19 protein-coding genes are annotated in these 20,631 nt (G+C 54.7%); 7 read left to right on the plus strand and 12 right to left on the minus strand.

What is annotated here, in order from left to right; all coding sequences use genetic code 11:
- Positions 1–15: 15 nt before the first annotated feature.
- The 7 genes from pufQ to ABLW18_RS07105 all read right to left on the minus strand — a co-directional run bounded on the left by pufQ (position 16) and on the right by ABLW18_RS07105 (position 7,332).
- Positions 16–249 carry a cytochrome PufQ gene (gene pufQ / locus ABLW18_RS07075; RefSeq protein WP_347820854.1) on the minus strand — a complete coding sequence of 78 codons (234 nt, stop codon included), beginning with the start codon at positions 247–249 and terminating at the stop codon, positions 16–18.
- Positions 246–1,706: a chlorophyllide a reductase subunit Z gene (gene bchZ / locus ABLW18_RS07080; RefSeq protein ID WP_347824129.1), complete on the minus strand. Its 1,461-nt coding sequence runs from the start codon at positions 1,704–1,706 to the stop codon at positions 246–248. The genes pufQ and bchZ overlap by 4 nt, the downstream gene beginning before the upstream one ends.
- Entirely contained in the window at positions 1,706–3,280 is a 1,575-nt protein-coding gene (gene bchY, locus ABLW18_RS07085; RefSeq protein WP_347824360.1) for a chlorophyllide a reductase subunit Y, read from the minus strand. The genes bchZ and bchY overlap by 1 nt, the downstream gene beginning before the upstream one ends.
- A complete protein-coding gene (locus ABLW18_RS07090; protein ID WP_347824361.1) occupies positions 3,270–4,274 on the minus strand; it encodes a chlorophyllide a reductase iron protein subunit X in 1,005 nt (334 codons plus the stop codon). Before ABLW18_RS07090 ends, bchY begins: the two co-directional genes overlap by 11 nt.
- A complete protein-coding gene (gene bchC / locus ABLW18_RS07095) occupies positions 4,271–5,212 on the minus strand; it encodes a chlorophyll synthesis pathway protein BchC (RefSeq protein WP_347824130.1) in 942 nt (313 codons plus the stop codon). Before bchC ends, ABLW18_RS07090 begins: the two co-directional genes overlap by 4 nt.
- A gap of 105 nt (positions 5,213–5,317) precedes the next feature.
- Positions 5,318–6,307 carry a methyltransferase gene (locus tag ABLW18_RS07100; protein WP_347824131.1) on the minus strand — a complete coding sequence of 330 codons (990 nt, stop codon included), beginning with the start codon at positions 6,305–6,307 and terminating at the stop codon, positions 5,318–5,320.
- A 137-nt stretch (positions 6,308–6,444) separates the two neighbouring features.
- Entirely contained in the window at positions 6,445–7,332 is an 888-nt protein-coding gene (locus ABLW18_RS07105) for a polyprenyl synthetase family protein (RefSeq protein WP_347824132.1), read from the minus strand.
- Positions 7,333–7,455: 123 nt separating this feature from the next.
- On the opposite strand from ABLW18_RS07105, the gene crtD reads away from it, so the two are divergent.
- Both crtD and crtC read left to right on the plus strand, forming a co-directional pair.
- The gene (gene crtD / locus ABLW18_RS07110; RefSeq protein ID WP_347824133.1) at positions 7,456–8,931 is read left to right on the plus strand and encodes a 1-hydroxycarotenoid 3,4-desaturase CrtD; all 1,476 of its coding nucleotides are present in this window, start codon (positions 7,456–7,458) and stop codon (positions 8,929–8,931) included.
- A 2-nt stretch (positions 8,932–8,933) separates the two neighbouring features.
- On the plus strand, positions 8,934–9,842 hold the full coding sequence (gene crtC, locus ABLW18_RS07115; RefSeq protein ID WP_347824134.1) for a carotenoid 1,2-hydratase: 909 nt from the start codon (positions 8,934–8,936) through the stop codon (positions 9,840–9,842).
- Here the strand turns inward: crtC and crtB are convergent, their stop codons facing one another.
- Together crtB and ABLW18_RS07125 are read right to left on the minus strand one after the other, a co-directional pair.
- Entirely contained in the window at positions 9,843–10,883 is a 1,041-nt protein-coding gene (crtB, locus tag ABLW18_RS07120) for a 15-cis-phytoene synthase (RefSeq protein ID WP_347824135.1), read from the minus strand.
- Positions 10,880–12,424, minus strand: a complete 1,545-nt coding sequence (locus ABLW18_RS07125; RefSeq protein WP_347824136.1) for a phytoene desaturase — start codon at positions 12,422–12,424, stop codon at positions 10,880–10,882. Before ABLW18_RS07125 ends, crtB begins: the two co-directional genes overlap by 4 nt.
- Before the next feature lie 114 nt (positions 12,425–12,538).
- On the opposite strand from ABLW18_RS07125, the gene crtA reads away from it, so the two are divergent.
- The 5 genes from crtA to ABLW18_RS07150 all read left to right on the plus strand — a co-directional run bounded on the left by crtA (position 12,539) and on the right by ABLW18_RS07150 (position 17,220).
- A complete protein-coding gene (gene crtA, locus ABLW18_RS07130) occupies positions 12,539–13,243 on the plus strand; it encodes a spheroidene monooxygenase (protein ID WP_347824137.1) in 705 nt (234 codons plus the stop codon).
- Entirely contained in the window at positions 13,240–14,247 is a 1,008-nt protein-coding gene (gene bchI / locus ABLW18_RS07135; protein WP_347824138.1) for a magnesium chelatase ATPase subunit I, read from the plus strand. Before crtA ends, bchI begins: the two co-directional genes overlap by 4 nt.
- A gap of 1 nt (position 14,248) precedes the next feature.
- A complete protein-coding gene (gene bchD / locus ABLW18_RS07140; protein WP_347824139.1) occupies positions 14,249–15,901 on the plus strand; it encodes a magnesium chelatase ATPase subunit D in 1,653 nt (550 codons plus the stop codon).
- Entirely contained in the window at positions 15,901–16,782 is an 882-nt protein-coding gene (gene bchO / locus ABLW18_RS07145) for an alpha/beta fold hydrolase BchO (RefSeq protein ID WP_347824140.1), read from the plus strand. The genes bchD and bchO overlap by 1 nt, the downstream gene beginning before the upstream one ends.
- Positions 16,783–16,890: 108 nt before the next feature.
- Positions 16,891–17,220 carry a metalloregulator ArsR/SmtB family transcription factor gene (locus ABLW18_RS07150; RefSeq protein WP_347824141.1) on the plus strand — a complete coding sequence of 110 codons (330 nt, stop codon included), beginning with the start codon at positions 16,891–16,893 and terminating at the stop codon, positions 17,218–17,220.
- Here ABLW18_RS07150 and ABLW18_RS07155 read toward each other — a convergent pair.
- Genes ABLW18_RS07155 through ABLW18_RS07165 form a run of 3 tightly spaced genes read right to left on the minus strand, consistent with a single transcriptional unit; the run spans position 17,210 to position 20,574 of the window.
- Entirely contained in the window at positions 17,210–18,685 is a 1,476-nt protein-coding gene (locus tag ABLW18_RS07155; RefSeq protein WP_347824142.1) for a heme biosynthesis HemY N-terminal domain-containing protein, read from the minus strand. The two genes, ABLW18_RS07150 and ABLW18_RS07155, sit on opposite strands and share 11 nt — an antisense overlap.
- Before the next feature lie 10 nt (positions 18,686–18,695).
- Positions 18,696–19,811: a hypothetical protein gene (locus ABLW18_RS07160; protein ID WP_347824143.1), complete on the minus strand. Its 1,116-nt coding sequence runs from the start codon at positions 19,809–19,811 to the stop codon at positions 18,696–18,698.
- A 58-nt stretch (positions 19,812–19,869) separates the two neighbouring features.
- Positions 19,870–20,574, minus strand: a complete 705-nt coding sequence (locus ABLW18_RS07165) for a uroporphyrinogen-III synthase (RefSeq protein ID WP_347824144.1) — start codon at positions 20,572–20,574, stop codon at positions 19,870–19,872.
- Positions 20,575–20,631: the final 57 nt, after the last annotated feature.

Raw genomic sequence — 20,631 nt, forward strand, 5'->3', positions numbered from 1 at the left:
CGGAGAATCTCTTACCTACGTTTGGAAAATACGTGGTGTGATGGTGCGCGCTTCGCTGATCGCGCTTTGAACCGGACCCAGCGTGGGCAGCGTCATGTGCCGGATCAGGCGATAGGCCCAAATCACGGTGCAAAACGGCAAAGCGGCCAAAAAAATCAACGCAAGATAGACGCGGTATTCATTTTTTGAGTGCCGAAGACGTCTGGATTGCTTTGACAGTCCAGACATTTCATTTGCAAAGTCAGTCATGATATTCCTCCTGAAATTGGCTGAAGGCTTTTTACGGTCTCCAGTAAAACCCGCTCTTCACCATTTTCGAGGGCGCTCTTTTCGGCAGCATCTCGCAGAGTTTTGGCGGCGGAAATTCTTGTAAGTATTGGGTGTGAGGCAACAATCGCGTCCAAGGCCGACTGCGCATCCGCATCCCATGGGAAATCGCGGCGCAGCGTGGTGGGTGTGGCCGGCGTGGCATCCATTTCTGTGCCCAGAGGCAGGATGTGAAACAAGGCATCAAACAGGCTGTTGCAAACTTCCTGCAACAGATAGGTCGCACCGGCATAACCCATAAAAGGTGTGCCAGTTGCCCGGCGAATGGCCGCGCCTGGAAAAGAGGCGGGAATGAACGAAGGCGCAGGACCAAAGCCGGCCTTCATTTCGGCCAGATACATTTTCTCATTGATCGAGCCCAAAACCAGCAGGGGTTTTTTCTCATGCATAAGGGCGCGCACTGAGTCATTATCTGTCTTCTGGCCGCGCTGTCGCGAGACGGCAAAGGCGCAGGGCAAGCCAAGATCGGTTTCAAGATAGTTTTGAATGCCGCGTGTATAGGTGTCATTGGCCACAATGGCGAAAGAGGCGGTGGCGAAAAAGTCCTGTGTCACCGAGCGCCATAGGTCCCAAACTGGCTTGATGGTGGAATGCTTTTCCTGCTCTATAAAGGGTTCCGGATCCAGCTCCAGAAGTTCCCCCAAGCTGCGCAGAAATTTCGTGGTAGACTCAATTCCGATAGGGGCTTGAAGATAGGGTTTGTTGAGCACCTCACAAAGCCCTCGGCCAAATTCCCTGTACATGCAAATATTTACATCGGCATTTACCAGACCGCGCATTTCGGCGATATGTGCACCAAGTGGCATTACCATATTGATCTCTGCACCAATTCCTTCGACCAAGCGCCTTATCTCAGCAAGATCTGATGGCATATTAAATGCACCATACATGGGCCCTAAGATATTGACCCTTGGCGCCGCACCTTCCTCGCGCTTTTTCTCGGGTGGCATTCGGCCTTTTGTCATACCAAATTCGCTAAAAATCCATGTCATCGCACGATCGGCTGTTTGCCATTGATCTTCATCAATCGTGCGGGGAAGGAACCTTTGAATATTGGTGCCTTGCGGTGTGACTCCGCCGCCAATCATCTCCGAAATTGAGCCGGTGACCACCACTGCAGGTAAGGCTGGATCCAGCACATCCCAAGCGCGCTTCATGGAGTCTTCGGTCCCTGACCCCATTTCTTCCTCGCCCAATCCAGTGACGACGATGGGCAATTCATGTGGGGGCAGTCCGTCAGTGTAATGAAGAACTGAGGTGACAGGTAGGTTTTCACAACCGACCGGGCCATCGATGATGACTTGCAAGCCTTTGGTGGCGCAGAACGCATAAACAGCGCCCCAATAGCCTCCTGCACGGTCATGATCTTGCACCAGCATTAAATCATCTCCGCCGCTTTGGCCGCACGGGCTTTTTTCTCAAGCTTTTTGAGATTCACCGCTCGGAAATTAGGTTGCAGGTTGGGTTTGCCTTCCCAAATTCCGCTGGTATCGCCTCGGCCCACACCCTCAAAGAAGGAACGCATGTGATCCATACGCGCTTTGTTCCCCATGGCTGCATTGATCACCTGCGCCAATGAGCCCGCGCCTGCAGCACCCATCAAGGGGCGTGCAGAAATCAAATTTGTGAAATAAAGCGAGGGTATTCCCAGCTCCTTACCCTTCTGGACAACCGGAGTTGTGCCAATGGCCAGGTCTGGATGAATGGCTTCCATGGCGGCGCAATCATCTTCCAATGAGGCGCGGAATTTGACTTTTACCCCGTGTGATTCCAGCCATTCGGCATCCTGTGCCGACCAAGGTGTTTTTGGACAGGCCGTGCCCACATAGGGAACATCTGCGCCGCTTTCGATCAGCAGGCGGGCCACCAAAAGCTCACTGCCCTCATAGCCTGATAGGGTTATTGTGCCTTTGATCTGTGCTTGTTTTAGGGCTTGGCGAATTTGAGGCACAAATTGGTTTTGTGCCGCTGCAATGACATCCGCTGGCAGCGCAAAAGCTGCGCCAATCGCCGCCAGCCAGGCAGCTGTGCCTTCGGTGCCGACGGGTGCTGAGCCTATAATAGGGCGACCTGCGGCTTCAAATTCACGGATGCTAGCGGTGTAAAATGGGTGAATGGCCGCCACCGCCCCGCAGTCCAAAGCGGAATAAAGTTCGCGCCATTCGCGACATGGAACAACAGTGCCTGCGGCCAGACCGAGCGGCGCCAGCATTTGTCCAATGACCATAGGATCAGCTGGGAACATTTCACCCAGCAGGCTTACCGTGGGTCGATCCGATTTGCCCATGGCAGGCATCGGCACGGGCCCAGCTGCAATCTCTTTGCGGGCATAGTTCAGCATAGCACCAGACAGCACATCCTTTGCCTCTGCATGGGTTGGAATGCCAAAGCCTGGCACATCAATGCCAACAATGCGCACGCCATTGATCTGTTCTGGTAAGAGACGTAATGGCACACCAGAGGCAGTCGGTACACATAAATTCGTGACAATGATTGCATCAAGCTTTTCGGGATCTGCGATGTCATGCACCGCCTCTCGAATGTCTTCAAACAGCTTGCCTGTGACCAGAGTTTCCGAATTGAACGGCACATAGCCCACTGAGCGCCGTGCCCCATAGAAATGTGACACAAATGTCAAACCATAAACGCAGCAGGCTGATCCGCTTAATATTGTTGACGTGCGTTTCATGCGCAGGCCGACCCGCAGTGACCCGAAGGCAGGGCACATGCTTTGTGGTTTTTCGTGAGGTCCCTGTGGGTAATCTTTAGCGTATTGGTCGAGAATTTCTGATTTGCCGGCTGCGCGCGCAGCCGCCTGAAGCGTATCTACCCCAGCGGAGCATCCGCCCTCGGCCGCCACAGCCTTGGACGCTGCGCTGGCTTCAATGACTTGCAGTGTGCCGGAGGCATCGAAACTGACGTCAAACCCCTGGCGATCGGCCTCAGACATCATCATAGACCACTTCTAAACTAGCGCGAGGCGCGGCTTTTTTTCCGCGCATATCCATGTCTGTTGCGGGTACCAATTGGTAATCGCCACCCGTATCTTTGGCGTCAAACAGGCTCAAAAGACCATCTTGATCCAGAGGAGTTGGGCGCACGGGCGGCGCAAGGCCAACGGCCTCTCCCAACTGGCCAAACAAGCCACCCCATTGCGATTCAGCGGTTCCGACAATCTGATAGTTTGCCGATTTTTTACGCAGATCATCATCCTGGGGAATCGCTGCCAAAATCGGGATATCGACGGCTTTTGCAAAGGCCGCGGCTTCACCGCTGCCATCATCCTTGTTGATAACCAACCCAGCGACACCGACGTTTCCGCCAAGTTTGCGGAAATATTCAACCGCTGAGCAAACGTTATTGGCCACGTAAAGAGATTGCAGGTCATTGGATGCCACCAGGATGACCTTTTGTGCCATATCGCGGGCGATGGGCAGGCCGAATCCGCCACAGACAACGTCGCCCAAGAAATCGAGTAGAACATAGTCGAAGTCCCAATCGTGGAACCCCAATTTTTCCAGTAATTCGAATCCGTGAATAATCCCTCGGCCGCCGCATCCGCGCCCAACTTCTGGGCCGCCGAGTTCCATGGCAAACACGCCGCCACGTTTGAAGCACACGTCGCCAATTTTCACTTCTTCACCGGCAATCTTCTTTTGGCCGGAGGTTTCAATGATCGTAGGACAGGCCTTACCGCCGAAGAGCAGGGATGTTGTGTCTGATTTCGGATCGCATCCAATCAGCAATACCCGCTTGCCTTGCTCGGCCATCATATGGCTCAAATTGGCGAGGGTGAAAGATTTGCCGATGCCGCCTTTTCCGTAGATGGCGATAATTTGAGTTTTGCTAGTAGGTTCGCCCTGAGGCACCTCAAGAGAGATATCTTCATGGGCCTCATCTCGTAAACGCTGATCGAAATTCTTTAGATTTGGCACTTCATCTTTCACGACGGTTTCTCCCAATTGAGCATCATTTTCAAACATGACGAATCCTGAAAGGCTGATTGATAGGCCTCTGGCGCATCGGCTGCTGATGATGAATGCGTGATCAACCCGCCGAGGCTCAGAGCGCCGCTCTCAACCAATGCACGCGTTGCGGTTAGGTCATCGCGGTCCCATTCTGCGGTCACGCGAAATTTGGCTTCTTTCATAAAGGCTGGTGGAAAGGCAAAGCTTATAGGGTCGGTGTAAAAGCCAGCCAGGACAATCTCGCCACCTTTGGACAGGCGTCCAATCAATTGAGCCAGGACATCAGTGGAACCGGACGCATCATAGATAGATTTGTAATCTTTTCTTGGATCATCTTCTGGTGCCACGACCTTATAGCCCTTGGCGCCCATGCGGCGGGCAGGGTCAATTTCCCAAACTGTTGGTGGCGGTGCGCCAGCGGCGACGGTGAGGCGGGCCAATAACCGCCCTAGGACCCCGTGACCTATGATTAAGTCTGGTACGGATTTTCCAGGTCCAGCCATAGCGTGCCGGGCAGTGGCAGCTAGGGCCAATAAAGCCCCTTCGGCGCCCATAGCCCCGTCCAATTTTGTAACGCGATCTTCATTGCTGACCAGATAACGTGCGGCACCGCCAAAAAGTCCGAAAGCGCCATCATAGCAGTTGGCGCCCGGCACAAAGACCGTATCCCCGGCTTTAAAGGCGCTGGATTGCGGCGCTTCAACCACTTCTCCAGTTGCCTCATATCCTGGCACAAGGGGATATCCCATGCCTGGGAAAGGTGGCATTTGCCCGGACCAAAACAGTTTTTCAGTTCCTGTGGAGATGCCGGAATGCTTAATTTGCACAACCAAATCTCTCGCCTGTGGCGCAGCCACAGTGAGCGTATCGAGACGGATGTCTCTGGGCCCATTTAAGACGACAGCAGTTGTCTGCACAATAAAACTCCCTTTGGATTTCATGACGGGGCACATGCCAGTCTGAAATTTCTCATATACTGTACTTTAAAACTGACACATTTAACTGTCAACTAATATTGACAACTATGGAAAGGCAAGCTTGCGGGCCTCTAAACAGCGCGTGACGAAGGGGCGAGCCGGTTTCGGAGTCTGGGTCACCTCAAAGCCGGCTTGACGACAAAGCGACGAAATTTCCTGAATTGAGCGCGTTTTTCCGGTGCGCATCGCCAATGTATACAGGGCGAAATAGACATCTCCCGCCGGTTCTGGGTGAGCGCCCCCTGACATGGGTTCAGAGATTAACAGTCGCCCAGCCAAAGGCAGGCTGTCCCAACATTTTGCCAAAAGCATCGCCACCGTCTCATCGGTGTGGTCGTACAAAACTCGGATCAGGCTGATAGAATCGGCCCCTTTGGGAATTGGGTCAGTTTTGAATGATCCACAGGTGATCTGCGCTCGGTCGTCCATGCCGGCGGCTGCGAATCTCGGTGCGGCGGTAGGTGCGACCTGCTCCAGGTCAAACAACATCAATTTCACATGTGGATGCGCCTGGCCGACCTGCTCCAGAAAAGCGCCAGAGCCGCCGCCCACATCAAGCAAGGTACCCACGGTGGAGAGATCAAGGCTGCGCATCGTATCTTCTGCGACCAATTCTTGGCTGCGAGCCATCAAGTCAGAATAGGTTTTGGCCGTTTGCGGTTCCATCTCGCCACCAAAAACATAAGGCCAAAAAACGGCCAGCTCTGTCTGCGTATCGCCTCTGAAAAAGGCCGCTGGATCACGCAGATCGCGATAGAGGACATCGTGGTGCCGGATCATATCACTTAGGCCTGGAACTCCGAGTAAGGCTGCGCTGGTCTTGCTGAGCGCAAAGCGCCCGCCGCGCTGCGAGCGCAGCAGTTTTAAGGCTACAGCCGCCCGCAGCAAAATCGTCATCCGATCCTGTGGCACCATGCAAGTCTCAGCGAGCTCTTCAAGTGTTTTCGGGCTCTTTAACAGGAGGTTGAAGATGTCGAATTGCACCAGTGCCATGAGCACTTGTGAATGGCAAAACCCCGCTAAAAGATTAAACAAGGCAGCGCCTTCACGTCGCACCATCCGACGAGTCAAGAAGTTTTTCGCTGCCCATTTTTGGAATCTGCGCGAAGCAATCAGACGGTTTGACCAGCTGGAAATCCCATACCACGCGCCAGCCTTACGCTCACCGCGCATCACTCACCAGGGTGAAGATTTGAGTGTTTGTTGCGCCATTTCACTGGCGTTAGCATCTCAGCCTGAGCATTGACCATTTTGGCCAACATGGCTTCGCCGGGGCAGCATGGTATCGAAGAGATTGCGCCGCCTAAAATATTTTTCATATGTGAAATCGCACCTTCGATGCCATATTCTGCAACCGCGTTTGGCCGGCCATGCAGGTCGTCTTGCCCGGCGGGCTTGCCCAATTCGGCCTCACTATAAAGAGCATCGCGTAGGTCATCGGCCACCTGAAAGGCTTCGCCAATGCGCGATCCCAGCTCATCCCATTGCCCGCCATCTTGGCCAGCTGCAATTGCACCCATTTGTGTTGCTGCAACGAAAAGGGCGCCAGTTTTTGCTCTGTGATAGGCACGCAAATCTATTTTCTGTTCACTTTCCCAGCCCTGTCCCGCGCATATGCCATTGGGCATTCCGGTCTGCTCGGCCAGGATGCTCATCAACCCAATCGCGCGCTCTAGATCTATGGACGCGTGGCGCGTGAGAATTTGAAAAGCCATGACAATGAGACTGTCGCCAGCCAAAATCGCAAGTGGCTCGCCATAGGCGCGATGGAGGGAGGGTTTGCCCCGCCGGGTTTCGGCATTGTCAAAGCATGGCAGATCATCATGCACCAAAGAGGCGCAGTGGATACATTCTAAGGCAGCTGCGGCCGCATTGGTCAATTCGGGACGATCATCGCCGCAGGCGGTGGCGACACTCATCAAGATGGTTGGGCGAATACGCGCGCCACCGGGGCTGACCGCATAATGCAATGCAGAGGCAAGTTTAGCAGGGGACGGGGCGGTTTGCCCCAAGTTTACGGCGTCAGATATCGCCGTTTCAATTCGGGTTTTAAACCCCATGATCTCGTCCTCACATTGAAAAGCCATTCAAAAATGTAATCTCTTGATGACATATCTAATGTAAACTAGAATGGACACATCAAGCGGATCTGTCAATCGAAAGCTGTGAAGGAGGCCTGTGAGATGAAGCATGTCGCCATTATCGGAGCTGGCATCGGTGGCCTCGCGGCCGCAATGCGACTGGCCCATGGCGGGGTAAAGGTGACAGTTCTGGAAGGTCAGGCGACTCCTGGCGGCAAAATGCGCAGCTTGCCCTCCGCCCCAGGTATGATCGATGCTGGCCCAACTGTTTTAACGATGAAACCGGTTTTTGAGGTGCTATTTCGTGACGTTGGCTGCCAATTGGCAGATTACGCCACATTGACACAAGAAGACATCTTGGCCCGACATTTTTGGCGTGATGGCACACGCTTGGATCTCATGCGCGATCCGCAAGCCAGTTTGGAAAATGTGCGGCACAGTTTTGGGGCGGCGGCGGCGGCTGAGTTTCACAGATTTTCGCGCGACGCCCAGCACCTGTTTGAGCAGCTCAATGATCCGATGATGCAAGCCGCAACGCCGGCTTTGTGGAGGATGATCCCGGTGATTTTGAAATCTCCTGGAACCTTTATGAGGATGGATCCTCTGCGGTCTCTGGCCCAGTCCCTTGCGCATCGGTTTTCCGATCCGCGACTGGCACAACTCTTTGCTCGTTATGCTACTTATATCGGTGGCCTGCCGCAGGCCTCGCCTGCGCTACTTGCTTTGATCTGGCATGTTGAAAGCCTGGGCGTTTGGCATGTGAAAGGAGGTATGAGACAATTGGCCTTTGGCATGGAGGCCTGCGCTCAGAATTTGGGCGCTGAATTTCATTATGAAAGTTTTGTCACAAAATTTGAGCGCACAGAAAGCGGTAGATATCAACTTGAATGCAATGGCCGTTTCATTTCCTGTGATGCGGTTTTGTTCAACGGAGATCCAAATGCCCTGACCCGCGGTTATTTGGGGCCAGAGGCCAGCACCGCCACCACCACCCAGGCTACGATGCCGCGTAGTCTTTCGGCCCATGTCATGAGCTTTGCGGCACAAGTCGAAGGCCTGCCGCTTGCCGCGCATAACGTGCTTTTCGCAGCAGATCCAGATCAGGAGTATGGGCCATTGGCGCAGGGCACCCCCCAACATGATCCTACGCTCTACATCTGTGCCCAGGATAGGTTTGGATCCCAAACGCCCATCGGGCAAGAGCGATTTGAAATTATCCTAAACCATCCGCCCAGCGCTCAACCGGTGGTCCCCTCACAGAAGGTTCGCGAACAATGTCAGACAATATTTCTAGATCACCTCACGCGTCACGGGCTGAGATTCACACCGCGCCCACCGGCCGACACGCTGACGATGGCCGAGGATTTCGCGCAGATGTTTCCGGGCTCGGACGGATCCCTTTACGGGCGATCCCCGCATGGCATGATGGCGGCCTTCGCGCGCCCAACCGCCAGAACCAAAACCAAGGGGCTCTATCTGGTGGGCGGAGGAGCGCATCCGGGGGCGGGGGTGCCGATGGCGACACTCTCCGCCAAGCATGCGGCCGCGGCGATCTTGAACGACCTCACTTTGACATAGAGGTGCCTCCCGGTGGGTATGCTTGGTGGTATATTGATGGGGTCAGTGATGATGGTCAGCGTGCGGTTTCTGTAATCGGCTTTATTGGTTCGGTCTTCTCGCCGTGGTATGCTTGGTCGGGCCGTGGGGATCCCGGCAATCATTGCTGCATCAATGTTGCCACCTATGGTCGAGGTGGCCGCTTCGCCATGACGGACCGCGGACGCACAGCGTTGCGGCAAACTTCAGATACGCTCACCGTAGGTCCGTCGTCTCTGCATTGGACCGGAACGCAATTGTTGATTGATGTGGATGAGATATCTTCATTGCCTATCATTTCCAGAATGCGGGGACGGATCACCTTAACCCCGCCGGCCCTTACAGACATTGAATTGCCGCTTACAGCTGATGGTGCCCATGTTTGGCGTCCCTTCGCTCCAATTGCCCGTATTTCCGTGGATCTAGAGGCGAAGGGCTGGCAGTTTGATGGGCATGGTTATTTTGACAGTAATTTTGGCACACGAGCTCTCGAGGAAGATTTCAGCTCTTGGACTTGGGCCCGCTATCCGACCCGATCCGGGGCAACTTGCTTTTATGATGCCGAGCGTCGCGATGGCACGCGCTTAAATGCAGCCATCGGCTTTACCCCTGAAGGACAGGCCGCACAGGTTCCAGCCCCCGGATCTGCGTGCTTCAACCGAACGCTCTGGGCACTGCCTCGCACCACCCGTGCAGATCCGGGTTATCGACCAAAACAGATCAAATCCATGCTTGATGCGCCGTTTTATTCACGGTCTGTCGTCGAAACCATGTTGCACGGTGAGCGAGTGCAGGGGGTGCATGAATCGCTTGATCTCAACCGCTTTGCATCTCCGGTCGTCAAATCTATGCTGGCGTGCCGTGTGCCGCGTCGGGCGCGTTGGAAATTCTAATTATTTTGCAAGCATAGCGCCGTTGGTCTGGCTACGTTCTTTGCGCTTGAGTTCGGCCATGGCGGCCATAAATGCCCCAGTATGCCCTTGGCCCCATGACATCGCATGGCGTTCATTGATGGCCACGGCATCAACCAAAAACTGAACCTCTGGCAGTGGCCGCGCGTAGAGCACGGGGGAGGTTGGCATGACCAAACCTGCGGTTGTTCGGAGCGATGATTTTGCCAGAAGCGCTAATTTTTGCGCTTTGCTTGTCCGACCGCGGTGGGTGATGGAATCATAATTATTGCGGGTCACAGCCTGGCCAATGGCGGCATAAATATAACGCGCGGCATAGATGCCAGTGCGGGCATTCAGCGGTAAGGCAGCAACGCCGGCTTCAGATCTCACATAGAGCGCATGGGCCTCGGATAGAAGCTTCTTCACCATTCGGCGCAGCTCTGGCGTTGCCTGAGTCGCGCTTAAAACTTGCTGTGGATCAAGTCCTTCAGCATGGATCCACTCAAATGGCAGGTAAATACGTCCCGCGCGGGCATCCTCGCCCACATCCCGTGCGATATTTGTCAGCTGCATCGCTACACCCAAATCGCAGGCCCGTGCCAAAGCGTCCGCATCGCGCACCCGCATCAAGACACACATCATCGCACCCACAGCAGAGGCCACGCGGGCGCAATAGCCGCGTAGGTCAGACGGGCTGGCATAGCGGCGCTCCATTGCGTCCCATGCCAGACCCTCTAACAAAGCTTCGGGCAGAGCAGCCGGCATTTCGAAATCCTCAACCACTGAAGCGAAGGCTCGGTCCTCTGGGGCATTGCGTGGCCGTCCCGCATAGACCAGTGCCAACCGCTCCTGCAATTCAATCACGGCGTGGGTCTTGTTCTGCCCTTCATCCACCTCGTCATCGGCCAATCGGCAAAAGGCATAGAGCGCCAAGGCAGGATCTCGAACAGAGGCGGGCAACAATTTCGATGCGGCATGAAAAGAGAGTGACCCGGTACGGATCACATTGCGGCAATGGTGCAGATCATCAGGGCGAATCATTCAGCTGCCATCCGTGCTTTGCCCTGTGCAACCGGAGCATCGGCCACAAGTTTCGACAAGACTTCAGCGCTGGAGATGACGCCGGGCAACCCGGCGCCGGGATGGGTTCCTGCGCCGACAAGATAGAGGCCGCGAGCCTCTTCGCTCACATTATGGGGTCGGAACCAAGCGCTTTGTAGGATGCGCGGCTCAATCGAAAACCCCGCGCCATGGGGGCTGAGGTAGCGATCCTTAAAGGTTTCGGGGGTGAAAATTGTTTCAGTTGAGATGCAGGTCTCGAACCCTGGCATCAATTTCTCCACCTCAGCTGCAACTTTGGCGCGATATGTTGGCATTTCCTTTTGCCAATCGACTTTTTTCTTCCAGCCCAAATGTGGAACGGGTGACAATACATAGAATGTATCATCGCCAGCGGGCGCAACGCTTGGGTCGGTTACAGATGGCCGATGGATATAAAGGCTCATATCGTCGGACAAGCGACCTTTGATAAAGATGTCGTGTAACAGGCCCTTGTAGCGAGGTCCGTTGGCAATTGTATGGTGCCCGACATCGGTCCATTTCCCGGCGGTTCCCCGAGTTCCAAAGTACCAAACGAACAAGCCCATCGACCAGCGCTTGCGTGCAAGTTTCGGTGTCGTCCAACGTCGACGCCTGTGGTTGCGCAAGAGGTGATCATAAGTGTGACCGGCATCGGCATTGCTGACAATCAATGGTGCATCGAATCTTTGGCCGTCGGTGAGAGTAACCGCTTTCGCCGCCCCGTTTTCAACAAGAATTTCATCTGCTACGGCCTCTTGGTGGATCTGCCCACCCTGGGCACGTACAACTGTGGCCATGGCATTAGCAATCTGTTGCACCCCGCCCATCGCGTAATGCACGCCGTAAGTTTTTTCCAAATGCGCCACCAAGGCATAGATGGATGTGACATGCATCGGATCGCCTCCAATGAACAAGGGATGAAAGGAGAGGGCCATTCTGAGCCGCTCGTCTTTGACCCGCCAGGCAGCCAGGGCATAAATTGAACGATCTGCCCGCAACATGGCAAATGTCGGCAAGACTTTTAGGGTTTCCCAAAGCCGGTGCATGGGTTCTGCCACCATGCCTTCATAGCCAACCACATAGCGTTTTTGCGAGTCTTTCAAAAAGCGTTTGTAACCGGACAGATCCGCAGGATTCAGCCTCTGGACTTCCGATTGCATCGCCTCGTCATCGCCGCTGGCACGAAAATATGAGCCATCTGGCCAGCGAATCTCATAAAATGGTTCGAGGGGCCGTAGATCCACATCTGCGTGAAAATCTCGACCACAGGCGGCCCATAGGGACTCAAACACCTTCGGCATGGTCACAATTGTTGGCCCTAAATCAAATCGGTGACCGTCTTGTGTGATTGAGGAGCCACGGCCGCCCACCCGATCGAGCTTATCCAATACAGTGACCGCATAGCCCTTTGCGCCTAGCCGCATCGCTGCCGCCAACCCACCCAGGCCGGCGCCAATCACAACCGCGCGGTTGTCTTGGGTGCTGTGATCAGGGTTGGTCATAAATTTTTCGCCCGCCATCTGTCTATAATTATTTACAACCATAGGTCTTATGAGCTTCCCAATGCAAGGATAATGTGTCAACATAATCTGACACATTTACCAGGTGCACAGGGCATGACGCAAATCGTCACAATCAGTTTCTTTCGTTTTGGGTCCGTTCGCTCCCGACTTTGGGCCTTCGCCATGATGGGTTTGGCCAGAGGGCAAATGTCGCGCATTCCGGGTATTGGATTTTGGAAATTATTTGGATCAGGCTCCGATGAGGGCTTTACCCCCAAACCCAATGTGTCTGTCTACGCCGTGCTGGCAACTTGGCCGGATCGGCAAACCGCGGAGCACAGCTTGCAAGAAAGTACTATCTTCGCGCGCTACCGTCAGCAGGCCATCGAACATTGGACCGTGTTTATGGAAGCGGAGACAGTACGGGGCAAATGGTCGGGCGCAACGCCATTTTCAACGACGAATCAAAGTCAGAATGGCCCGCTTGCGGTGATGACCCGCGCCACGTTGCGACCGCGAAACCTCGTCCGATTTTGGCGGCGTGTTCCCAATATTTCGCAGGTGATCGGCCAAGATCCGAATGTTGTTTTCAAGATCGGTATTGGTGAAGTGCCTTGGCTCCAACAGGTGACCTTCTCCATATGGCCCAGTATCGAACATATGAACAATTTTGCGCGCAAGGGGCATCATGCACGGGCCATTCAAGCGGTGCGTATGGAGGGATGGTTCAAAGAAGAACTCTATGCCCGATTTACCCTTATCGCGGACACCGGCACTTGGGAGGGCGACTCCCCTCTAAAACAACTGGATATCTCATGAAGCAGCCTTTTCCTTTCTCAGCCATTGTCGGACAGGATGATATGAAACTGGCCATGGTGCTAACCGCCATTGATCCGTCGATTGCGGGGGTGCTCGTCTTTGGGGAACGTGGCACCGGCAAATCCACTGCGGTGCGGGCTTTGGCTGGGTTGTTGCCGCCGATCATCGCTGTGAAAGCCTGTCCGGTGAACAGTGCTGACGTTAAAGACTGCCCTGCATGGTGCGATGTGTCCGATGCCAGTGTCCAAAGCATTGCCACGCCCGTTGTGGATCTTCCTTTGGGCGCGTCAGAGGATCGTGTCACCGGGGCGCTCGATATCGAAAAAGCCTTAACCAAGGGTGAGAAAGCCTTTCAGCCTGGCCTATTTGCGCAGGCGAACCGGGGATATCTTTATATAGATGAGGTGAATCTTCTTGAAGATCACATTGTGGATCTTTTGCTGGACGTGGCGCAATCGGGTGAAAATGTCGTGGAACGCGAAGGACTTTCCATCCGCCACGCTGCGCGTTTTGTACTGGTTGGATCTGGCAACCCGGAAGAAGGTGAATTGCGACCACAATTGATGGATCGCTTTGGACTGTCGGTCGATGTGCTATCCTCCACAGATATTGATGAAAGAATTGAAGTCATAAAGCGGCGCGACGCCTATGAGAACGATCATGAGGCCTTTATCGCGCATTGGCAGTCAGAAGATGCCACCTTGCGGGCGCGCATTGTTGCCGCGCGCGCAGCTTTGGCAGATTTGCAAACTCCCGATAGCGCCCTGCGCCGCGTCGCTGAGCTTTGCATCGCTCTGGGTTCGGATGGGTTGCGTGGGGAGTTAACACTCTTGAAAGCTGCCCGGGCCTTTGCAGCATTTGCTGGTGATGCGGCCGTGACTGACGATCATATCCGTAAGACCGCTGTGCTGGCCCTGCGTCATAGATTGCGCCGGGATCCTTTGGACGACTCTGGATCAAGCAGTCGCGTTGCGCGGAAAATCTCAGAAATTCTAGGCGAATGATATGACCCGTTGGGAGAGGGCGCAGCTGGCGATTACGCTCCTGGCCATAGATCCCCAAAGGCTTGGGGGTTTGGTCATTCGCGCCCGCGCCGGCCCAGCTCAGGCCGTAATGCTTGCCGCTGTTCAATCGCTCGATATCCCCACGGTTAAGTTGCAGCACCACATGACGCTTGAGGTTCTCAACGGCGATATTGATTTGACCGCCTCCTTGGCGTCACGCCGATTGGTGACACGCAAAAGTATCTTTGACTGTCCGTCGTCCTTGTTCGTTCTTCCTATGGCTGAGCGCTGCCCACCCCAATTTTCCGCGCGGATTTGTCAAGCTTTGGAGGCGGGTCTTGGGCATGGTTTGATCGCCTTAGATGAAGGTGCGGAGGAGGGGGATTGCCTTCCAGCTGCGCTGACAGATCGCCTGGCCTTTCATGTCATTCTTGAGGACGTGGCCTTGCAGGATTTATCATCCATCACATTGCCCAGCTCATTGGAAAAAATCCGCGCTGAGGTCCTTGGCGTGACATTGCCCGCTGAATTGAGGGAGGCGGCCGTTATCTTGGCCGCATCACTTGGCATTTCAAGCCTGCGTGCGCCGCTGCTTCTGGTATATGCAGCGCAGGCTCATGCTTCCCTTCACGCCCGCGATGCGGTGACGGAAGAAGATTTAAAAGTGGCTGTGATGCTGGTCTACCCACATCGAGCCACGCGCTTGCCGCAGGATCCGGAACCCCAAGTGCAACCTGATGAGGCAAACCCACCTGAGGCGCCCCAAGATCCAACGCAAGCTATACCGCCCAATGATCTAATGATCGAAGCTGTGAAGGCTGTCCTGCCGGATGGTGTGTTGGCTCAGTTGCAAAGCACGGTAAAGCAACCCGCGTCTGGCTCAGGATCTGGCACACGCCGCAAAGGAAATCATCGCGGGCGCCCCCTTCCGGCGAGGCTCGGCCCAAAAAACAGTGGAGCCCGGGTTGACCTCGTGGCCACCTTAAGGGCCGCAATTCCTTGGCAAACTCTGCGCAAGAGCTCAAACCCTAAGGCCATAGGGCCGATTTTTAAGGCATCTGATTTGCGTCATAAACGCTATGAAATTCAATCAGATCGCCTGCTTATTTTCACAGTAGATGCGTCAGGCTCCGCGGCTGTTGCGCGTTTGGCTGAGGCTAAAGGCGCGGTCGAACTGCTGCTTGGCGAGGCCTATGCCCGAAGGGATCATGTTGCACTTTACGCATTCCGCGGAGCAGAATCCGAGGCATTATTGCCGCCCACAAGATCACTGGTGCAAACCAAAAAGCGGCTGGCCGCGCTCCCCGGTGGAGGGGCCACACCTTTGGCTGCTGGATTGGCGGCGGCGTTTAACCTTGCGTTGCAAGAACGGCGCAATGGTCTGACTCCAACTTTGGTTTTGCTCACCGATGGGCGTGCCAATGTTGCCCTTGATGGATCCAATGACCGGGTCCAAGCAGCGATGGACGCATTGATGTTGGCTGGAAAAATTGCTGAGGCGCAGATCCCGGCCTTGGTGATCGACACTACAATCCGGCCAGAAAAAACGCTGCAAGCCCTGGCTGGCAAAATGCGGGCCAACTACATTGCTTTGCCCCGCTCAGATGCAAAATCGGTGTCCGGTGCCGTCGCTTCAGCTTTGGCGCAATCGTGATGAACTGGCAGCAATCAAAGCATTATTGGCCCTTTGCGCAATATTCTCAGTTTACGCTGCAAAAACCGCATCTGTGGCATATTCAAGATATCGGAACTGGCCCGGTGATATTGCTTATTCATGGAGCTGGCAGCACAACCCACAGTTGGCAACGTCTTGTGCCGTTTTTAACAGACAAATACCGGGTAATTATGGTGGATTTGCCCGGGCAGGGTTTTACACGGCTGGGCGCGCAGCAACGTTGCGGGTTGGATCATATGGCCGAAGACTTAACGAGCTGTTTGACCGCGCTTAATATCGAGCCCAAGGTCATTATTGGCCACTCTGCCGGCGCAGCAATTGCCCTGCGCCTTGCGGAGCTTGCGACGTTTGGCTGCAAAGTTATCGGGATCAATGCTGCGCTTGATCACTTCCGCGGTGTGGCAGGAGTTTTGTTTCCACTCTTAGCAAAGGCCATCGCGAACTTGCCGTTCTCAAGCAGTGTCCTGAGTAAAATTGCCGGTCATGAAGACACAGTCGATCGTATTCTCAAAGGCACGGGTTCAGATCTCGTTGAGGCGGATTTAAAATTCTACAAAGAGTTGATGCGTAGCCGCTCTCATATTGGCGCCACCATGCAAATGATGGCCCAATGGGATCTTGAACCGCTCTTGGCGCGGCTGCCGAACCTGCAAACTGAGACACATTTGATCGCCTCTTCCAATGATCTTGCTGTGCCCTGCGCAACATCTCAAAGGGCTGCAGCCTTGCTGCCGAATGCAGATTACCGCGTTCTGTCCGATCTTGGGCATCTGGCGCATGAAGAGGACGCTGCCACCATTGCCGCTTGCATAGTTCCCTTGTTGGATTTCGGCAGCGCCTCAGTAAATAAAGCTGGCTGAGACGGGCAAGCCCACAGCTGGCCACCGGTATCAACCTGAAGTTGCTAATGTCATCCAAACCCCAAAAAACCTTGTATGAAGGGAGATTTTTGCATAGGATTTCCGCCCATGCGAAACATTGATGTGACAGATCTAGATTTTGAACAGTTGGAGCCTCAAATCTTTGAGGCTGCGCGGTTAATGGAGATGCTGTCGCATCCTGCAAGGCTTCGGATCCTTTGCACCATGCTGGGCGGGGAGAAAAGTGTTCAGGAATTGGCGATCAATGCCAGCCTGTCACAGCCGGCCATGTCGCACCATTTGCGCAAGCTGCGCGATTCGGAGTTGGTGAATACCCGGCGCGACAAACAAACCATATACTATTCACTGAAAGGCGAGCAGGTGGCTGCGGTGTTGGAAGTCTTGCATCGCTTATACTGCAACGAGCTTATTCTTTAAGCGGCGCACGATCGGTAAATTCTTTTGCGGCTTTCTGATCTGGTTGGCCTAGATCCTCCGGCTTCAAGAGCGGCGGGAGATTGGTAGCGCCCTGAGCCATATGACCGACGATCAAAGGTAGCATATCGGGGCTTACTGCCTCCGACATTGGTGGGCGTTTCCAAGCAATGCTGTCGATGGCTTCACAATTGAGACAGACAGGCTCCCAATCATGATCTACATGTCCACAATTTTCACAAATCCATTGTGGGTCGCGCTGGGCGGAAATGGCTTGGGTCAAGAGCTGGCGTACAGATTGGTCATCGGCGCCGTCGCCGCGCTCGATGGCGGCGAGAATGGTCAGCGCGCGCATGGTTGGATCCGTCTTTGCAAGTTCTCCAAGCGCCCGCCGGGCCGCCTCAAAATCAGCCAGGGCCACATAAAGTTCAGCCATTAGCATTTTTGTTTCCGGGTGCGAGTCTGTGCCCTTGGTGAATTGTTCAAATCGCTTGAGGCGGGCCGTGGGCTCCTCATCTGGGGCAAGGGCGGCAAAACCGGAAGCGAGTTCTGGATGCGGCGCCAATTGCCAGGCTGCGCGCAGAATGCGGCTCGCTTGCTTCCCATTGTTTTGTTCCCGATGCCCTTCGGCGGCCATTAGGGCTGCGGGCACCAAGCTGGGCGCAAGCTTGTTGGCTTCAACCGCGTAGCTTTGTGCCTTTTGCAACTTGCCTTCAGCACGCAAATCACGGGCTTGGGAGAGGGCAAAAACCGCATCGCGGCGTTTGTGCACATCTTTTGGCAAAGTCCCATGTTTCAACTTGGCCGTCAGGGTTGCCCGTACCCCATGCCAATCTTTTTGGCTCGCTTGCAGCTTGAGTAAGACATCCTGCGTTTCGCCATGCTTCGGCTTGAGCGCAAAGGCATGTTCCGCCAATTTCAGCGCCAATTCTGTGTCGCCATCCTGCAAATGTTGTTGCAGCAAACCATAGGTGCCAACAAAACGGGTTTTATGGTCTTTTAGCAATTTTTTGTAGGTTGCCTTAGCGGTCTGTCGATCCCCATTGGCTACGGCGGCCTGTGCCACGATCAAATTGGTCAGGTCTGGGCGGTTCAGTAGGCGATCGGCTTTTTTTGCCTTCGCCATTGCGTCGCGGCCTTCACCACTGGCCAGAGCCATTAACCCATCGGAAAGCGCCTCAAATCCGCGGCGCTCACGATTGCGATCGAAATAGCGCGACAGCGCGGTTTCATCGCCATTGATGAACCGCAGAAGCGCAATCAATAAACCCAAGAGTTTGAGAAAAAGCCAAAGGCTTATCAGCAAACCCAGAACTAGTAGGGCAGCTTGCAGCGCACCGAAAGACAATTCAAAGCCAGAATATTGAATTGTGACGCCGCCTTTCGCTTCCATCAACCGGCCCGCGCCAAAGCTGATCAGCATCACCATGGCCACAAAACTTAAGATTTTTATGAGGGACCAAAGCATTTTATTTTCCTCAATTGCCGCTTAGGGCGGCTGACAATTCTGCAAGCGCATCTTGCACGGCCAGGCGGTTCTGCGCCGCGACGATCCAATCTTGGAGGTGATCTTGGCCAAGTGGCGGCAGGGTCGACAGCTCTGAAAGAGCCGCCTTCAGATCCCCTTCGGTGACTGCCGCTTGCGCGCGCGACAGCACAGCCTCTGCTGATGTGCCCGCTTGCGGCTCCAAAGACCGGACCCCAAATTGGGCTTTCAGAAAGGCGAGCAGGCGGTTCTCCCCTGTCTGAGGCCCTTCGGCCAGGCGTATCGCCTTCAAAGCGGCCCGCGCGGCTTGGGTAAATTCATCTTGCAAGTCTCCCAATTGATTCACGCCATTTTTGGCATGGGCCTGTAGGGCTTTGGGCAGATCAAGATCTGTCGTGGCGATCAAATCAGAGAGGGCAGCTTGATAGCCGGCGCCATTTTCGGCCGCGGCTCTGATGGCATTGAGCGCTGCGGTAATGGTGCCGACCCGCGCCTGGGTGTTGGTAGTTTTTTGCAGCTCTTCTGCTTTGGTTTTCGTTTGCTCTATCTGTGCGCTTGCTGATTGAGCCACCTCTGCCAGATCGCTGCGCAATTGCGCCAGTTCGCTTTCATAGGCTTCGATTGCTTGGGGAGAGACGTTTTGCGTTAACGGCTGCTTTTCCACCTCCACCAGTCGACCTGCCAGCGCTTGCAGCTGTGCTTCAATCGAAGCTTGCCTTTGGTCGATGTCACTGCGCAGCGCTTCAATGGCCTCTGTCATCGCAAAAATTGTGTCTGTGTGATCTTTCGGCACGGGCTTGGCTTCGATTTGTGTAATCCGTGCCCCCTGCTGCGCCAGTTGCTCCGACAGAGTGTCTTGCGCAGACAGGATGGGCGCCAGAGGATCTGATGGGTTGAGATAAGCGGGCAGGACAGCGGCGCTAAAGCCTATTCCGCCGGCTAAGACCCCACCGACCAAAAAGGGCAATATGCCCTCAAAATTCAGGTTACTGGAGGTGTTAGGTGCGGCCGAAGGCTCTGGCGGAACGGATGCAGGTTCTGAATGCTCCACCAGCTCAGCATCCTCAATGGGCTGCTTGGTTGCGTCTGTGGGATCTTTATCTGACACGATTTGTACCTTTTGTCTCTCGCCCTGTTTTCAAACCTATCCGCCCGGGCAAAATCTCTCAACCACTCTTCACACCCATGAGCGGTGTTATTACTGCCATCATGGCTTGGCGGTTTGGATGGGCGGCTGTGGTGATCTGACCAAAGCCGGCCTCACGGCACAGCGCCGCGATGGCGGGGCTCAACGCCACAGCCCTGTGTCGGTGCCAATCCAATGCAAGTTTCCCCAGAAGTCTGGCGCTGCGGGCTGAGAAAATTGGCAGAATAACGGGTGAGGATTGACTCAATTTTTCATGGGTTTCTGTCTGTAATGGAAGCGCGATTTGCTCATAGACCACGAGGTTTTCAACCCGCAAGGACGTGCTGCGAAAATGCTTCGCCATGTCGAGGGTGGTATGGGTGCCGCGCAGATGTAGCAGCGGTCCCTTGTGGCTCCTTGTTGGCAGGGCGTCGCATAGGGCTTTGGCGGTATCGGCCAAATGGTGTGCCTTCAACCCAAGAGCGCGCGCAGCTTGGCTGGTGGCGTGTCCAACGCAATAGCAAGGCAATTGCGACCCGCGCAGTGCGGCGGGCAAATATGACAGGGCGTTGGCGGAGGTGATGATCAACCCCGTGCTGGCTGTGATGTCGCAGTGTGCTTCGATCGGTGCAATTTTCAAGATTGGGTCAATGATGATTTGATCTGGCTGCACACCCTGCGCGATCAGCTCATCCGCAAGATGACGTGCCTGGGCTTGGGGCCGTGTGAGCAATATATTGGGCAATCATCCACCGTAGGATTGAGCAGGAACTGCAAGGATGTTAGGCCTTGGGGCAAATTT

The organism is uncultured Planktomarina sp. (assembly GCA_943788425.1).
Taxonomy (GTDB): domain Bacteria; phylum Pseudomonadota; class Alphaproteobacteria; order Rhodobacterales; family Rhodobacteraceae; genus Planktomarina.

Bases quoted from the DNA above. Each gene is read 5' to 3' on its own strand.
- bchI (WP_347824138.1), top strand. From the start codon at position 13,240: ATGAAGCAGCCTTTTCCTTTCTCAGCCATTGTCGGACAGGATGATATG.
- bchD (WP_347824139.1), top strand. From the start codon at position 14,249: ATGACCCGTTGGGAGAGGGCGCAGCTGGCGATTACGCTCCTGGCCATA.
- crtA (WP_347824137.1), top strand. From the start codon at position 12,539: ATGACGCAAATCGTCACAATCAGTTTCTTTCGTTTTGGGTCCGTTCGC.
- bchY (WP_347824360.1), bottom strand. From the start codon at position 3,280: ATGATGTCTGAGGCCGATCGCCAGGGGTTTGACGTCAGTTTCGATGCC.
- ABLW18_RS07155 (WP_347824142.1), bottom strand. From the start codon at position 18,685: ATGCTTTGGTCCCTCATAAAAATCTTAAGTTTTGTGGCCATGGTGATG.
- ABLW18_RS07150 (WP_347824141.1), top strand. From the start codon at position 16,891: ATGCGAAACATTGATGTGACAGATCTAGATTTTGAACAGTTGGAGCCT.
- crtD (WP_347824133.1), top strand. From the start codon at position 7,456: ATGAAGCATGTCGCCATTATCGGAGCTGGCATCGGTGGCCTCGCGGCC.
- ABLW18_RS07125 (WP_347824136.1), bottom strand. From the start codon at position 12,424: ATGACCAACCCTGATCACAGCACCCAAGACAACCGCGCGGTTGTGATT.
- crtB (WP_347824135.1), bottom strand. From the start codon at position 10,883: ATGATTCGCCCTGATGATCTGCACCATTGCCGCAATGTGATCCGTACC.
- pufQ (WP_347820854.1), bottom strand. From the start codon at position 249: ATGACTGACTTTGCAAATGAAATGTCTGGACTGTCAAAGCAATCCAGA.
- bchO (WP_347824140.1), top strand. From the start codon at position 15,901: ATGAACTGGCAGCAATCAAAGCATTATTGGCCCTTTGCGCAATATTCT.
- bchZ (WP_347824129.1), bottom strand. From the start codon at position 1,706: ATGCTGGTGCAAGATCATGACCGTGCAGGAGGCTATTGGGGCGCTGTT.
- ABLW18_RS07105 (WP_347824132.1), bottom strand. From the start codon at position 7,332: ATGGGGTTTAAAACCCGAATTGAAACGGCGATATCTGACGCCGTAAAC.